Annotated in this window: 19 protein-coding genes; 6 read left to right on the plus strand and 13 right to left on the minus strand. The window is 47.8% G+C overall.

What is annotated here, in order from left to right; genetic code table 11:
- Position 1: 1 nt before the first annotated feature.
- From AC3Y23_RS24195 to AC3Y23_RS24240, 10 genes are all read right to left on the minus strand, one after another.
- Complete coding sequence (locus tag AC3Y23_RS24195; RefSeq protein ID WP_379203983.1) at positions 2-859, minus strand: deoxyribonuclease IV; 858 nt, start codon at positions 857-859, stop codon at positions 2-4.
- The gene (locus AC3Y23_RS24200; protein ID WP_379203903.1) at positions 849-1,664 is read right to left on the minus strand and encodes an Fpg/Nei family DNA glycosylase; all 816 of its coding nucleotides are present in this window, start codon (positions 1,662-1,664) and stop codon (positions 849-851) included. The genes AC3Y23_RS24195 and AC3Y23_RS24200 overlap by 11 nt, the downstream gene beginning before the upstream one ends.
- 48 nt (positions 1,665-1,712) lie before the next feature.
- Complete coding sequence (locus tag AC3Y23_RS24205; protein WP_379203905.1) at positions 1,713-2,501, minus strand: TIGR01457 family HAD-type hydrolase; 789 nt, start codon at positions 2,499-2,501, stop codon at positions 1,713-1,715.
- A 224-nt stretch (positions 2,502-2,725) separates the two neighbouring features.
- Entirely contained in the window at positions 2,726-3,664 is a 939-nt protein-coding gene (gene rnz, locus AC3Y23_RS24210) for a ribonuclease Z (RefSeq protein ID WP_379203907.1), read from the minus strand.
- Positions 3,665-3,894: 230 nt separating this feature from the next.
- Positions 3,895-7,332 (minus strand): methionine synthase, encoded by a 3,438-nt coding sequence (gene metH, locus AC3Y23_RS24215; protein WP_379203909.1) that lies wholly within the window; start codon positions 7,330-7,332, stop codon positions 3,895-3,897.
- A 112-nt stretch (positions 7,333-7,444) separates the two neighbouring features.
- Entirely contained in the window at positions 7,445-7,873 is a 429-nt protein-coding gene (locus AC3Y23_RS24220) for a FixH family protein (protein ID WP_379203911.1), read from the minus strand.
- A 432-nt stretch (positions 7,874-8,305) separates the two neighbouring features.
- On the minus strand, positions 8,306-9,091 hold the full coding sequence (locus AC3Y23_RS24225; protein ID WP_379203913.1) for an HAD family hydrolase: 786 nt from the start codon (positions 9,089-9,091) through the stop codon (positions 8,306-8,308).
- Between the two features lie 42 nt (positions 9,092-9,133).
- Positions 9,134-9,652 carry a hypothetical protein gene (locus AC3Y23_RS24230; RefSeq protein ID WP_379203915.1) on the minus strand — a complete coding sequence of 173 codons (519 nt, stop codon included), beginning with the start codon at positions 9,650-9,652 and terminating at the stop codon, positions 9,134-9,136.
- 81 nt (positions 9,653-9,733) lie between these two features.
- The gene (locus AC3Y23_RS24235) at positions 9,734-9,907 is read right to left on the minus strand and encodes a DUF896 domain-containing protein (protein ID WP_379203917.1); all 174 of its coding nucleotides are present in this window, start codon (positions 9,905-9,907) and stop codon (positions 9,734-9,736) included.
- A gap of 110 nt (positions 9,908-10,017) precedes the next feature.
- The gene (locus tag AC3Y23_RS24240; protein ID WP_379203920.1) at positions 10,018-10,431 is read right to left on the minus strand and encodes a LysM peptidoglycan-binding domain-containing protein; all 414 of its coding nucleotides are present in this window, start codon (positions 10,429-10,431) and stop codon (positions 10,018-10,020) included.
- A 328-nt stretch (positions 10,432-10,759) separates the two neighbouring features.
- Here AC3Y23_RS24240 and lexA point away from each other — a divergent pair, with 328 nt between their 5' ends.
- Positions 10,760-11,386 (plus strand): transcriptional repressor LexA, encoded by a 627-nt coding sequence (gene lexA / locus AC3Y23_RS24245; RefSeq protein WP_066361701.1) that lies wholly within the window; start codon positions 10,760-10,762, stop codon positions 11,384-11,386.
- Positions 11,387-11,639: 253 nt separating this feature from the next.
- Positions 11,640-11,978, plus strand: a complete 339-nt coding sequence (locus AC3Y23_RS24250; RefSeq protein WP_379203923.1) for a L,D-transpeptidase — start codon at positions 11,640-11,642, stop codon at positions 11,976-11,978.
- Between the two features lie 78 nt (positions 11,979-12,056).
- On the opposite strand, the gene AC3Y23_RS24255 is transcribed toward AC3Y23_RS24250, so the two are convergent.
- Both AC3Y23_RS24255 and AC3Y23_RS24260 read right to left on the minus strand, forming a co-directional pair.
- Entirely contained in the window at positions 12,057-12,158 is a 102-nt protein-coding gene (locus tag AC3Y23_RS24255) for a sporulation protein YjcZ (RefSeq protein WP_379203925.1), read from the minus strand.
- A gap of 117 nt (positions 12,159-12,275) precedes the next feature.
- The gene (locus tag AC3Y23_RS24260; protein WP_379203927.1) at positions 12,276-12,383 is read right to left on the minus strand and encodes a YjcZ family sporulation protein; all 108 of its coding nucleotides are present in this window, start codon (positions 12,381-12,383) and stop codon (positions 12,276-12,278) included.
- A gap of 215 nt (positions 12,384-12,598) precedes the next feature.
- Here AC3Y23_RS24260 and AC3Y23_RS24265 point away from each other — a divergent pair, with 215 nt between their 5' ends.
- Positions 12,599-13,273: an SOS response-associated peptidase gene (locus AC3Y23_RS24265; RefSeq protein WP_379203929.1), complete on the plus strand. Its 675-nt coding sequence runs from the start codon at positions 12,599-12,601 to the stop codon at positions 13,271-13,273.
- 13 nt (positions 13,274-13,286) lie between these two features.
- Here AC3Y23_RS24265 and AC3Y23_RS24270 read toward each other — a convergent pair whose 3' ends face one another.
- Positions 13,287-13,565: a holin gene (locus AC3Y23_RS24270; protein ID WP_379203931.1), complete on the minus strand. Its 279-nt coding sequence runs from the start codon at positions 13,563-13,565 to the stop codon at positions 13,287-13,289.
- A 219-nt stretch (positions 13,566-13,784) separates the two neighbouring features.
- Between AC3Y23_RS24270 and AC3Y23_RS24275 the strand changes: the two genes are divergently transcribed.
- From AC3Y23_RS24275 to AC3Y23_RS24285, 3 genes are all read left to right on the plus strand, one after another.
- On the plus strand, positions 13,785-13,970 hold the full coding sequence (locus tag AC3Y23_RS24275; RefSeq protein ID WP_379203934.1) for a hypothetical protein: 186 nt from the start codon (positions 13,785-13,787) through the stop codon (positions 13,968-13,970).
- Between the two features lie 356 nt (positions 13,971-14,326).
- Positions 14,327-14,629, plus strand: coding sequence for a hypothetical protein (locus tag AC3Y23_RS24280; RefSeq protein WP_379203936.1), 303 nt, complete (start codon positions 14,327-14,329; stop codon positions 14,627-14,629).
- A 271-nt stretch (positions 14,630-14,900) separates the two neighbouring features.
- Complete coding sequence (locus AC3Y23_RS24285; protein ID WP_379203938.1) at positions 14,901-15,674, plus strand: alpha/beta fold hydrolase; 774 nt, start codon at positions 14,901-14,903, stop codon at positions 15,672-15,674.
- Positions 15,675-15,679: the final 5 nt, after the last annotated feature.

Below are 15,679 nucleotides of genomic sequence, written 5' to 3' on the forward strand. Positions count from 1 at the left end.
GTCAATCCTCCGTTCCAAACCAGGCCTTTACCAGGGAAATCTCATGGGAATGACTCCCGTCCGGTCCCTTCGCCGTCTCCATTACAAGCGCTGCACCCTGCAGCGGCTCTGACGTCAATAGTCCTGCCAGACCTTCCGCTCCGATATGCCCTTGCCCAATGGCAGCATGCCGGTCCCGGCGCGAAGCCAAGGGGTACCTTGAATCATTAAGATGTACGGCAACGAGATGGGGCCAATAGCCGAGGTCTTCTCCGCGGCGGAGCAGTGCCTCTGTATCTTCCGGGTTCCAGATTCCAGCTGCATAAGCATGGCAAGTATCGAAGCAGAAGCCAATTTTCTCTGGATATCGGCTCAGTTCACGTACCTTCACCATTTCTTCCAGCGTCATGCCCTCCCGGCCGTGATTGCCGGCTTGATTCTCGATTAAGAGCTTGGTTCGGCCTTCCCAAGACGCCAAGGTTTCATTCATACATTGTATAATATTTTGATAGCCTTGTAACGGCTCCATCCCGCCAAATTGTCCAAAATGCACGACAATCCCCAGTGAGCCGCAAGCTTCGGCAATCTCCAGATCATTTCGCAGTGAAGCCACCATCACGGCTGCAGGTGTTGCAGCATCCTTCCCTGCCGCCATATTGGTCGGATAAGGCGTATGCGCGATAGAGACGATTCCGTTCTTTCGACAAAAGGATGCGCAGTCCTCGGCATCCCGGCCATCGACCGGCTTGAGCTTCAGACTGCGCGGATTTTTCGGAAAATACTGAAAGCTTGTCGCACCGCTCTCCCAGGCGAAACGGGCCGCTCGGCCGTATCCACCACGAATGCTGACATGTGCCCCAATTTTAGGGCTATTGTTCATGCTGGCAGTCCGGGCAATAGAACACTTTGCGTCCGGACAGCTCGATTTTGACAACTGTTCCCCCTCCGCGCAGGCAAGGCTCGCCTTCACGGTCATACACCATGCACCGGTCGTTATACGATCCTGTGACGGTATCGCCATTCATAAATGGCATTTCCATATAGCCGCCGATCTCTGTCGCGTCAATCAAAACCTTACGGATGGCCTCATACAATCTTGCGATGGAATCCGGGGTCAGGTTCTGCACGAGTGCAGACGGCAACAATCTGGCTTCAAAAGCGATCTCATCGGCATAGCAGTTGCCAATACCGGCGATGAACTGCTGGTTCACCAGCAGGCTCTTCAGTGCGCCACGCCGACCTTTGAGCATCCCTGTAAAACGCTCCAGGGTCATCCGCCGATCCAGCGGTTCTGGTCCAAGCTTGCCCATGGCGGCTTCCGCTTCTTTAACCGACAGCAGATGCAGGTAGCCAAGCCGCAGACCCATGAAATAGAGGATATGATCGCCAAAGGCAATCTCCACTTGAGTGTTGCGGTCCGGTCTTTCTTCCTCCGTGCCGTAGAACAATAACCCGCCCAGCATTAAGTGCAGCAGCAGTCTGCGTCCGTCATGCAAGTGGAACAGAATATGCTTGGCCCGTCTCTCCACAAATACTACACGTGCGCCAACCAGAGCCTGAGTGAATGCCTCAGTCTCCAGATTAATGGATTTTTCTCTATTCACAGTTACGCCTGTAATCGGCACGTTGATAATATGTTGTCCAAGCCTTTGTCTATAGTTCTCCATTTCCGGCAGTTCCGGCATATCTCAATCTTCCCTTCTAGGTTGGTGGAATGGCCCGCGCCTATACCATTATACACCGAGAAATGTTTGAAGTTCAGCTAAATCGGCACAAATGACGTCCGGGGTGATTCCCGTGATCTCTTTATAATGTTCCAGGTTCTCCGCATTGGTGAGACCTGTATAGACCAATATGGTTTGACAACCTGCACGGGCACCTGCCGCAATATCCGTCCGCATGTTGTCTCCAACCATGATAGCATTTCCAGGCTCAATTCCCAGCCGATCTGTTGCATATGCTATCAGATGGGAATGAGGTTTGCCAATAACTACTGGAGCAATCCCGGTGGCTGCTTCAATAGCGGCACCAATCGTTCCTGCACCCGGCATGATTCCGCCGTCACCTGGCAGCATCAGATCCGGATTCGTCAGTACAGATGTGGCACCACCCAAAATCCAGCGCTGGGCCTGTGCCAGCTTGTCATATGTAAAGGAACGATCGATTCCCTGCACGACATACTGGGGCGATTCTGTCACAATATTCAGACCCGCCTCTTCACAAGCCTGGTGCAACCCCTTTTCTCCAAGTATCGCCACGGATGCCCCCGGCGATTCCTCGGCAATATAACGGGCAGCCGCCAGTGAGGACGTGCACACCTCATCCGCCTTGGCTTCAATGCCCATGCCACGCAGATGTGCCGCTACGTCCTCCGCTGTACGTGATGAATTATTGGTTACGAACAAGAAAGGGATCTCTGCTTTTCTTAAACCAGCAATTAAGGTATCTGCGCCCGCAATCATCGTATGTCCATGATACAACGTACCATCGAGATCGATTAGCAATCCTGAGGTTTTATTCATAACTTCTCCTTTGCTAAATGCAAAAACTATATTTAATAATGTGAATTAATCATCTTATGAATTAAATATTCCCTTATGTTATAAGGCTTCCAGATAACTCCAATACAACTTTCACCATTAAGTCTTTATATTCAAACACACTTTGTCGATGAGAATCGAACCTGGTTTGAGTTCCGGCATTTTTTGGACAAGGCTGTCAGTTCCTGCGCTTTCCCGGAAAATAATTATTTTCCGGGCGCTCTACGATACACAGGAAATGTACCAAACTCTTCGGCTAGTAATGTCTCCGGGAAGACGGCCTGCGCCTCTTCCTGAAGCGGAGCTAGCTCATCAAATGAAATGTATCGGGAACTGAAGTGGGTCAGTAGCAGAGAACGCGCTCCGGCTTCGCGGGCAGTCTCCGCAGCCTGTCTTGCCGTACTGTGGTGATACTGATGAGCCATGTCGGCCAGATCATGAGCAAAGGTAGCTTCATGGATCATCAGGTCGGCATCCAGTGAAAGTCGAAGGGCTTCCTTGCAGGGCCTTGTATCTCCAAGCACTGTTACAATACGACCACGCTTCGGCTCGTTAACAACATCAGCTGGCTGGATAACGAGACCATCCGGTGTTGTTACAACTTCCCCTTTCTTCAGCTTGCCGTACAGTGGTCCCGGTTTCAGGCCATAGCTCAGCAGAAGCTCTGTATTGAGGCTGCCAGGGCTATCCTTCTCCGTAACACGGTATCCGTAACTGTCAATCCGGTGTTCAAGCAGGCCCGCCTCCACACGGAAGCTTTCGTCCTCAAACACAACACCCCCGGTATGCTCTACAATTTCCAGCTTATAAGGGATGCGGGACTGGCTCACGGACAACGAGATCTCAAGAAAATCTTTCAACCCCGGAGGTCCATATACAGTCAGTGGAGCAGTGCCTCCTTGATAGCCACGACTGGAGATTAGCCCGGGCAGGCCAAACAAATGGTCACCATGCAAGTGAGTGATGAAGATCTTCTCCAACTTGCCTAATCGCAGTGGGGAACTAAGTACCTGATGTTGTGTCCCCTCCCCGCAATCAAACATCCAGAAGCTGCGCCGCTCTTCCAGCAGACGCAAGGCAATCGATGTCACGTTTCTTTGCAAGGTTGGCACCCCGGCATTGGTTCCTAAAAAGTATATTTCCATAGCTCTCCTCCTTTCTGTGCATTGTGTCTGTTCCGTTCTTCTATTATTCCAGCAAGCAGAAACGGCTTTGCCGTCCTCTAAGGGACGGTATCCGTTTCAGCGAGAAATATAAGGATGATTGTTAGCGTAAAACATATAAATCCTTATAGTTCAAAAAACCTCCCGTAACCGGGAGGCTTCGCCGGATGAGGGCTTATATACACCCTCATTCCGGCTATCATCAAAAGAAATTACTGCTTCTCTACGTTAAAATACTGCGCTTCAGGATGCGCGAATACCATCGCAGATACAGAAGCTTCAGGTTCCATCATGAAGCCTTCGGTCAGCTGAACGCCGATGTCTTCAGGAGACATTAACTTGAACAGCGGCCCCTGATCTTCAAGATCTGGACAAGCCGGGTAACCGAAGGAAACACGAATCCCTTGATAACGAGCGCCATGACGTTGCTTCATGGTCAGATCCGCCGGATCTGGGAAGCCCCAAGTATCCCGCATCATATGATGGACACGCTCCGCCAGACCTTCCGCCACCTCTAGAGCAACTGCCTGCAGTGCATGGGAGCGCAGATAATCTCCTCTATCCTTCAGCTCCGTGGACATTTCGCGAACGCCGTGTCCTGCCGTCACCACAAGGAACCCTACATAATCCATAATGCCGCTATCTACCGGCTTCAAGAAGTCGGCCAGACACAGGAATGGCTCAACCCCTTGGCGTGGGAAGGTAAAGGTATGCAGCACCTTGGAGATATCCTGCGGATCATAGATCAGAATATCATTGCCCTTGGACTGAGCCGGGAAGAAGCGGTACATCGCATGCGGCGTAATCGTCCCGTCCACCATCGCTTGATGCAGAATATCATCAACCGTCGCCTTTAGATCCACTGTACGCTTGTCCCCTGCCGCAAGCAGGTTTTCCACCGAGCCTTTAAGTCCCAGATGGTGGCCCAGTAGCATCTGCATGTTCACATAAGGTACGATATGCCCTAGCGGATAATTGCGCAGGACATGACGCTCCAGATCCGGAGGCGTAAAGACTGGTGCATCCGGTGAGATATTAGAGCGGACCGCACGGGTCAGCTTCGGCAGTTCTGTTTTCACCGCTACAGTAGCACCCGCTTCAGCTTCGGCACGAACCTCTTCTTCAATCTTGGCCCGTTCTTCCGGATTCATGAGCCGGTTGGCAATGTCCAATCCGTCCATGGCATCCTTGGCGTACAACACCAGTCCGTCATATTCCGGACGAATGCGCGTCTTGGTAAACTTGCGTGTCAACGCCGCACCGCCGACCATGATCGGCACATCAATACCGGCGTTCCGCAAATCCTGTGCAGTCAGCACCATTTGCTGGGCCGACTTCACCAGAAGGCCAGAGAGACCGATAGCGTCTGCTTTTTCACGCCGGAACGCTTCGATGATGTTTTCCGGTGGTACTTTTATACCCAAATTGACGATCTGGTAACCATTGTTGGAAAGGATGATCTCAACCAGGTTTTTCCCAATATCATGCACATCCCCTTTGACGGTGGCCAGCATGATCTTTCCTTTTACCGCAGTCTCATCCTTCTCCATAAACTGCTCCAGATGTCCAACCGAAGCCTTCATAACTTCCGCACTCTGCAGCACCTCAGCCACGATCAGCTCATTGTTGTTAAACAATCTTCCGACCTCAGACATCCCGGCCATTAGCGGACCGTTGATAATCTCCAGCGGGGACGCTTTGGTTAGCGCCTCGTTCAGATCGGGAATCAGACCTTCCTTCGTCCCTTCAACTACATACGAAGCTAGGCGCTCGTCCAACGAGAGATTGGAGATTTTCTCCTTCTTCTCGACTTTCTTGCCACGGAAGGCAGCGACAAAAGCGGATAGCGTATCATCGTTAGTATTGTAGATCAATTGCTCGGCCAAGATCCGCTCTGCTTCGGGAATGGAAGCATAACGCTCCACCTTCTCGGTGTTCACAATAGCGTAGTCGAGTCCAGCCTTGGTGCATTCATACAGGAACACAGAGTTCAGTACTTCACGCCCTGCTTCAGGCAGACCAAAGGAAACGTTACTGATCCCGAGAATCGTATGAACAGATGGCAGTGCCTCTTTAATCATGCGTATCCCGTCAATCGTCTCCTTCGCGGAACCGATATATTGCTCATCCCCCGTCCCAACCGGAAACACCAGCGTATCAAAAATCAGGTCTTCCGATGACAGTCCATACTTGTTCACGAGCAGGTCATGAGAACGTACCGCTACCGCCAGCTTGTCAACCGCCTTAATCGCTTGCCCGCTCTCATCAATTGTTCCAACGACAATAGCAGCACCATATTTATGGATCAACGGCGTAACATGCTCGAATTTTTCTTCACCATCTTCAAGGTTAATGGAGTTAATGATCGCTTTGCCCTGGCAATACTGCAAGGCAAGGTCAATAACCTTCGGGTCTGTGGTATCGATCATCAGCGGAACTTTAACCTTTTTGACCACGAGCTCCAAGAACTGCTTGATGTCTTCGCTCTCGTCACGGTCAGGGTCCTGTACGCAAACGTCAACTACCTGTGCACCGCTCTTGACCTGAGCTCGGGCAATTTCAGAAGCTTCCTCATATTTTCCTTCAACGATCAGACGTTTGAATTTCCGTGAACCCAGTACATTCGTACGCTCTCCGACCATGTATGGACGGTTACCATCTTCGACATAGACGGGATCAATACCCGACAAGGCAGGCGGATGAGTACCGTTCAGCGCACGCGGCGGGAATTTGGACAATTCATCTACCATAGCCCGGATATGTTCCGGTGTCGTTCCGCAGCAGCCGCCAGCGATGTTTAGCCAGCCCTTTTCGGCAAAAGCACCAATCTTGCGGGCCAGTGAATCTGGCGATTCATGATAATGCCCGTTCTCGTCCGGCAGACCCGCATTCGGATAACAGCTGATAGCGGATGATGAAATATCCGACAACGTCCGGATGTGATCGCGCATGAACTCGGGTCCGGTCGCACAGTTGAGGCCGACAGAGATCGGTTTCAAGTGCTCCAGTGAGATGTAAAAGGCTTCGATATTCTGACCAGCGAGCGTTGTGCCCATTGGCTCAATCGTACCCGAAATCATGACAGGCAATGTAATACCGGTCTTCTCAAAAGCATTACGAATTCCGATACTGCCCGCTTTAACATTCAGGGTATCCTGTGAGGTCTCTAGCAGCAGTACATCGACTTCACCATCAATCAAGGCAACAGCCTGTTCCTCATAGCTCTCCACCAGTTCCGCAAACGTGACACCGCCGGTTACCGACAAGGTCTTGGTTGTAGGTCCCATAGCACCAACTACATAACGCGGGTGGTCTGGAGTATCATACTTTTCAACAGCATTGCGCGCCAGTTTGGCGGCTGCCAGGTTAATCTCGCGTGCCCGCTGCGGAATATCGTACTCCGCAAGAACAACTGATGTAGCTCCAAATGTATTGGTCTCGATGAGATCAGCGCCTGCTTCCAGGTACTGCTCATGAATCGTCTGGATAACCTCTGGCCGGGTAAGCACCAACATCTCATTACATCCGTCCAGTTCTTCTCCGCCAAAATCTTCTCCAGTCAGCGGGACCTGTTGGATCATGGTCCCCATCGCGCCATCAAGAATCAAAATTCGTTGCTGTAAGCTCTCAGCAAGTGTATATTTAGCCATGTTCCTATCCCCCCAGTAAAACATTAGAGTAAGTTTAGCAGAATAAAGGGAATTCGGAAAGTCTTCCTTCCGTCTCTGCCGATTCTTAGCTGCTCATCTCATGCTGTCATAATTATGGCAATGGCTTAACAGTAAGCTCCTTGCTTGGCATAGAATGCTGTGTCCGTGCCGATACATGTGAGGTCACATTGTAAAGCCCTTCCTTATCAAAAGTTCCTTCTGCGGTGTACTTTCCTTCTCCTGCCGAAGTCCCTTTTAGTTCCATCTTTTCGGTCTTCCCATCTTTGTTTACGATTTCAAAAAGCACTTCCTTGGCATCATCCACAGGTTTACCCTCCTGGGTCACCTTAGCTTCGAATGTAACCGGGCTGCTCACTGTAACTTCAGCTGGACTCCATTCCAGCTCTACTTTGATCGGCTCCATCGATATATCTACCGAATGACCAGCGTGCCCTCCCCCAGCTGTCCCAGAGGCGCAGCCTGCCAGTAGCAATGTGAACGCAATACCTAATAATGAGACCTTTTTCCTCGGGTTCAACATTTGAAGCCCTCCTGATATAATGGTTATCCTATTACTAGAGTTGCTATTTAAGATGAGTTTAAGATACGAACTTAAGGCTTGGCGTCACTCCAGTGAAGCTTGGACTTTCGGTCGTTGTTGTCTCCAGATTTCTTCTGTTTAACCGCTAGTAGCGGTTGAAATCCGGAAACAAAGACGAGCGCTTCGCTCCTACAGTTCCAATCTTCCCCTACGTTCCTTCTCGCTTTTTGTTAATCTCTTTTGTTCATCTTAAATAGAATCAAACATTGCTGCATGGAGCCCTAGGTGTAATAATTCTCTTTCTATTATACACATTATTCTCATTTTTTCAGGAAGGAAAGCCTGTTTTATCAACATACTAGTAATAGAAAAAGCCGCCTCATCCGTAGGAAACCTACTTCAGAAGACGGCTCTATTCAAAAAATAAGTTCCTTACAGAGTTTGTACCAACGGCAGAAGCTCCGCTAGATGCCCGATCTCATAGTCCGGCGTAATCGCCGGATCTTTTTCCTTACCGGTACGGTTAATCCAGACGGTCGTAAGTCCCGTGCTCAAGCCGCCGAGAATATCGGTTGTCAGTTTATCACCGACCATGACTCCCTGCTCCGGTGTGATATCAAGCAGGCCAAGGGCATGCTCAAAAATCGAAGTATCCGGTTTGCCTTTACCAAAACTGCCGGAGATCACAACATGATCAAAATAAGGAATCAGTTCCGGTACTCCATCCAGTTTCTCCTGTTGAAGTGCAGGACAACCATTGGTTAGCAACAGTAGTTTCACTTGTCCGCGCAGTTGATCCAGTACCTGCAATGTCTCTTCATACATATAAGGACGGCTGCGGCGTTCGGCTGCAAACTTGGCTGCGAGCGTCTCAGCAAGAACCTCATCCTCTACACCTAGCGACGCCAGTCCCCGGCGCCAAGACTCTTTGCGGTAAACCGGTGCCAGTTGCTCCAACTGACGGAATTCAGGCTGTTCACCAGCGCTAAAGTTAGCCCAAAGCGCTTCAAACGGATTAATCCCAATCATTTTGGTAAACGGAAAGGTCTCATAGGACTCATACAAACCCCTGGCTTCCCTGCGTACAGCAGCTTCCAACTCATGGGGATCCACAGCGTCTCCTGCAGCCTCACAAGCAGAGCGAAACGATTCCTCTACACTGCGTTCATCCCAAAGCAGCGTATCGTCCAAATCAAAAAGTACAGCGGTAATCGGCATTTAAGTAACTCCCTCTCCCTGAAGTGAACTGCTCTCTATTGTTTACAATTGCTCTACCGGAATGTTGTTGACCTTACCGAATTCTTGCAGTCGTTCGCCCATCGCAGCCGTGTCATAACGGTTAATCAGCTTGGAGAACACCCACGTGGTGCGTTTGCCTTTATACTTAATCGTGACAGCACTGCGAGAAACTGTGATCTTCTCAATATCGGTAGCAGGCAGCCAACGTTCGCGGTTGAATTTGATAGTGGACAATCTGTTCCGCTCTACCTTCAGGTAAGGACGACGGAAATACAGCATAGCTGCCAGCAGCAAGTACAACCCCACGCCCAGCCAGTGCATGAAGACGCTTCCTCCACTTTGATCCAGTGTACCGATGAGCCAATAAAGCACACCTAGTGCAACGAGAACAACGGGCAATACGATATTGCGCCCCTTGAATACATCGCTAGTCTTTGTACTGGAAGCCGAGGATTGAATGGCATCCTTCCCTTGTTTCTTTCTTTGCTTATTGAGTTGCTGTGAATTGCGTTGAACCATTCTTTCCCAAGAACGGGCCATGTCTCTTCCCCCTAGTCATCCTGAAATATCTATGAAAAGAAACAGAGGGTTCATGTTAAGCCTCTGCTCCTTGTTCAACGCTTATTTATCTACGAATTCAATGTTGTCCAGTTGGGCACGGAAATTGCGGCGAATGTTGCCCAAGTAAATTTCACGGAGCTTGGCGCGCTCAGCCAGTTCTTCTTCATTCAGACCCTCGTTCTTCTGCTTGTGTGCCAGTTCATTAATTCGTGCAATCAATTCATCTATATTCAATATTTTCGCCTCCCTAATAAATTCATTCTAACTTTGCCATGAGAAAAAGAGCTTGTCAAGGTTTACCCCCTGCAAGCTCTCTAATGTTCCTATCTCTGAACATAAAGTTGTTAAAATAACGGGACTGTTAAAACGTCTCCTGCATGAATAGTGCTGTCGGTCAATTGGCTCGATCGTTTAATTCCTTCTATATATACAGCTGTCTTCATATTGGTCGGCTTATATCTAAGAGCGATGCTCCAGAGAGTATCTCCTTGTTCAACCACAACCCTCTTCTCTTGCTTCGCAAGATTAACAGGTCCAGCAAACACATTACCTACTACTGTAAAGCCCGCAACAATCAGCAGCAGAAAAAGAGCGATCTTATAGAAGTTAAATGTTCTGATCAACTGACTTAATCCATTCGATAGCACATTGGTGATTTCTTGAATTCTATTTATTAGTCCAGAACCTAAAGTTTGTCCTACAGAGCTAACTTCTGTGTCCTTGTCATAGATGCTATGGTATGTACTGTACTTTAACATAATTCATCATCCTCCAAACACTTGTTCTTACTTGCAAAATCAATATAACACGAACATGTGTTTTGATCAATACTATTTTCGAACAATTGTTCCCCTCTTATAAAATCCCCTTTCTGAGTGAAAAAAATGCTCTTGATGTGCTCATCTCCCTTGCCGTTCTTGCGTATTCCTTCGACATAGAGGCCGATTATTGAAGATATCATTCTCCTTCCTGTTCTCATCCTTGTTCCCTTCTCTTAAACTATCGATAACGTTAGAACTTATGTTTGTGCGAACGGCAGTTCTATGTTATAATTTTCCCAAACATTACTATATGGGGTTGATTCTGATGTCAAAGATTTCGAGTCGCCAGCTGGCGATCCTGGAATTTATACGTAACGAAGTCCGCAGCAAGGGTTATCCTCCTTCCGTACGGGAAATCGGAGAAGCTGTAGGCCTCGCCTCCAGCTCCACGGTACACGGTCATCTGGACCGCCTTGAGAAGAAAGGCCTGATCCGCCGGGATCCGACAAAGCCGCGTGCCATTGAACTGCTTGGCCAGGAAGACTCGGAGAATGTCCATCAATTTGCCCAGACGATCACTCGCGTTCCTGTAGTAGGGAAGGTTACCGCCGGGGTACCTATCACCGCAACAGAGAACATCGAGGACTATTTCCCGCTCCCAACACATTATGTTGGTGACAACAAGGTATTTATGCTTTCTGTTCTTGGTGACAGTATGATCGATGCTGGCATTATGAACGGCGATTATGTCATTGTGCGCCAGCAGCAGACCGCAGACAATGGTGATATTGTTGTCGCTATGACTGAAGATGATGAAGCTACCGTTAAGACTTTCTATAAGGAACGTGATCATATTCGCCTCCAGCCGGAGAACCCGTCCTATGAGCCACTTCGCCTGAATCGGGTAAGCATTTTGGGTAAAGTCATCGGATTATTCCGGGATGTCCACTAATCTATCATTAATGTCTCTATTAGAAGACTGTTCCGTTCAGCGGTGCAGTCTTTTTTCTGTCTAAACTCTTTTCCCTAACTCGAATAAAGAAGCAAGAATTCAGAACAAAACTATCGCGATAGTTTGCGTCAAATAAGTACTGAGGTATCCTCTGAGTTTAGATAGGGCCACACTTTTTTTATTTTTACTCACGATTTCGGATTAACGGCACCCTTGCTCCGCACATATCCTAATTTAAAGGAGTGCTGATCCCATGCCCAATTACCGAATTGTCGTCGATTTAACACAACGAATGCTGTATTTGCTGGATAACAATACTGTCGTCCGAGGTTACCCTGTCGGAATCGGAACGATGCTAACCACAACACCAGAGGGAGAATATACGATCATTAACAAACAGCCTAATCCCGGAGGTCCATTCGGTGTGTTCTGGATGGGACTTTCCAAGCTGCATTATGGCATTCACGGGACGAATGACCCCTCCTCCATTGGACATCTGGTCTCGCACGGATGCATTCGAATGTTCAACCAAGATGTACTGGCACTTGCTGCGCTGGTTCCAATTGGGACGCGGGTGACTATCCGGCGTTAACCGCCTGGTACTGGATGATTTGACGTGCAAATAGCCGTCAGACGGTGTCTGGCGGCTTGGTCATGGGGATAATTCAAATTACAGCAAGAAAGATCTAGAGATAATAACTAACAAGATGAAGAGAACCAAGATTGCAGCAGTAGATGTGCCAAGACCATATCCTCCAGCAAATTCACCCATGAGTAATTCCTCCTTTTCTATGAAGACACCAGGATTTGCAGCGACAAAAGATCGGCCCTTAGGAAAGGGAGATTTCTTCTCCGCTAACTTAATGCCCGAATAGTCCAGGCCCCTTGATTAGATCCAGCAAATACTCAAAATGATTACAAGCAGAATGTAAAGCACCAAAATCGTTCCTGTTGACGTAAAAGGACTAACTACTGGTCCACAATGTTCTGCACCCATGTGAATTCCTCCTTCAGATTAATGACTACAGAACAGAATATGTAACAGTATCCTACTGAGTTTGGGCAAACCGGAAAAGAAATGTACTCCTGTGACGAAGGTAAAAGCTTACCTTTGAGGGGACTTAGAAGGTCCACACTAAGATGGATCTTATTTATTTCTATCGGGGAAGTATAGTACACTGGTAACAAACCAATGTTCGGAGGATTCTCATCATGTGCGGACGTTATACCATTACAGTCTCTATAGAAGAACTAATGCTGAGGTATCTTACGAATGATGCCAGCATCCTTCATTATGCTCCCAGATATAATGCCGCTCCCATGCAGCATATTCCGGCTGTGATTCACACAGGTACCGGCAACCGAATCGGTGAGCTTCGTTGGGGCCTTGTTCCATCATGGGCGCAGGACGATAAGATCGGCAGCAAAATGATCAATGCCCGTGGGGAGTCTTTATTGGAAAAAGCCTCGTTCAAGAAACTCGTTGCCTCTCGGCGGTGCCTGATCCCTGCAGACGGCTACTATGACTGGAAAAAGGTAGACGGTCGCAAGCAGCCTATGAGAATTGGCATGCGGGACGGCAGTATTTTCTCAATGGCTGCTCTATATGATATATGGCTGGACCCGAAAGGCGAGAAGCTGGCCACCTGCACGATTATCACGACCACACCTAATTCATTGATGGCTGAAATTCACGATCGTATGCCTGTTATTCTGCGACCGGAAGACGAAAGCGATTGGCTCGGACGGGACAACCATGATGTCCAAAATTTATTAAAGCTGCTTAAGCCTTATGATTCTGCCAAAATGAGAGCATACCCCGTAGCCCCTGCAGTCGGCAATGTCAAAAATGATTATCCTGAACTATTAAAAGAGGCTGCCCAGTAGCAGCCCCCTTTACTTACTCTTTGGTATTTCCAATCCGGTTGTTAAAAGCCAGCTCGAACAGCCCCGTCGCGGATAAACCTGACAATGCCCCCGCCCATAATCGCAGCACCAATTCCATGTCTGTGAACGGATAGGCCGCCGCTCCGATAAGCATCCCTACAATTACACCGATAAGCGGCACCATATTTTTAGGAACCTTCACCGTGACCTTTACCAGCTGTACTCCTGTCAACACAAAGACAGACAACAGAGATGCAAAGGCCAGAACATTACTTAAATTCTGATTCTCCATTCACCTCTCCCCTTTCTGCTCTTCTATTCCTATTCCTCTCCTCTGCGGTACATGCTCGATAATCCAAGGCCTCTCTTCAAAAATATACCGCTGCGCATACAAATTCTTGTATTGTGTGCATAGTATATTGCAAAAAACTAGTGACAAGAAAAAGCATTGATAACACTATGTGTCACGTTTACATCAAATTACTCCTGAGAATGAGGAGGTGCAGGTTATATGTGGGGAATCATGATTCGCCAATACCTCGATTACTGCATGCGACATCCAGAGGAGCAGTTCAAGCCGGGAAATATCTACGAGCGCTTCTATTCGTTTCTGGTGGATTTGCTCGGCATGGATGAACAGGACGCGGAGATGGAAGTCGCTTATTTTATGAACACAATGTATGACCTGATGGATTAACAACTACCGTTCCATGTAAAGGAACCCTTCAGTGTCCAGCCCTGAGGGGTTCGCGGCATGCCCTTTTATCAGTATTTCTCTCGCAAAACCTCATCTTCTTCACCGTTTCCCGGTTCCGACTAGCAAACTCACCCTAAAGTCCTATCATTTCAGAATATTTTCCTATGTATATAGAACTATAGACGTAGAGATGCTATATTTAGGGAAACCCTATAATTGGAAAGGTGAGACTATGCTCCGGAAAATTGCTAGATTTAGTTTGTTGTTCGTTCTTATTTTTTGTGCTCAGTACCCAGCCCCTGTTCGCAGCTGGTAAAACTGTAAAGATTAAAGTTACTTTTGTAGAAGCCAAATTAGTGGAAAATAATCACGTGGGCAATGAATGGTGGTGGGGTGGCTTTGTCAATGGCAAAGAACTCAATGACGGGGAAAGTGTAACGATCAACGCCGATGCCGCCGGATCAATCAAGCTTCACGCAGAAGCACAGGAACAGGACAAGTATCCGGATGACGGCGAAGCCAGCGCCTCCGTTAAAGTCTCCTCCATTAAAACTAGCGTGACCAAGAAGCTGAATGTGACCGTTGTCGAGAACCGCGGGCGCTATTCCGGGAACACTGCGAAGTGGCAGTTTACTTTTAAGCTGGAGAAAGTGAAATAAGCTTCAAATAACTATACTTAGAAACACCTTCCTAGAGGTTTAGGAATTGAACCTGAGTCCGACCCATCCGATAACACATGCAGCAAGGATGAATAAAAGAATAACTGCTGTTCGCCAACCATATTTCTTGCTCACTCCACTACCTCCCTTGTCTAATGTAGCCAATTGCTACATGCGGATAACGGGGGGTCCCCTGTTTTATTTGAGTTAAATGGTCCCAATCATCATAGTATAATTTTAAAGAAATTTAACATAGAAAGGTAATTTTTCAATGAATGAGTTTTTTGTAAAAAAAGCGAATTCTATACTTCGTTATAACGATTTCCCCGGTAAGGAAATACCCATTTTGTTTATTCACGGTCTTGGATGTGCTGGTTCGTTTGATTATCCGCAAGTGGCCACCCAGGAACACTCAAGAAACCACCGTTGTATTTTAGTTGACCTATTAGGTTCAGGGTACAGTGACAAACCGGAAGACTTCATTTACACAGTCAACGAGCATGCGGAATATCTCGCAGAGTTAGTTAAGTCCTTAGATTTGAAATCATTTGTATTATTTGGCCACAGTCTAGGAGGCGCCATTGCGCTGTCATTAGCAACGAAATGCCAGAATCAAATCGATAGAATAATTCTGAGTGAAGCAAATTTAGACAAAAGTAGCGTAGGCTCAACCAGCAAGTATATTGCGGACTTTGAGATGCACGATTTTTTAGAAAATGGATTTAGCAAATTGGTTCAAGATAGTCGGACAAACGGAAACGAAATGTGGGCAGCAGCTTTATCTTCATGGTCACCTAAAGCCGCCTATCTTGTATCTCAATCGGCAGCAAAAGGGGAAGAACCATCATGGAGAGAAAAGCTCTACTCTCTCGATTGTCCTAGAACCTTTATCTTTGGAGAAAATTCATTGCCAGCTTCAGATTTAGAGGTACTTAGTGCACATAATATTAATATCGAAATTGTAAATAATACTGGGCACTCTATGGCCTGGGAGAACCCAAAAGGATTGGCTAGAGCAATTAAAAATGGTATACAAGTAAAATGAAATAG

Source organism: Paenibacillus sp. MAHUQ-45 (genome assembly GCF_058133325.1).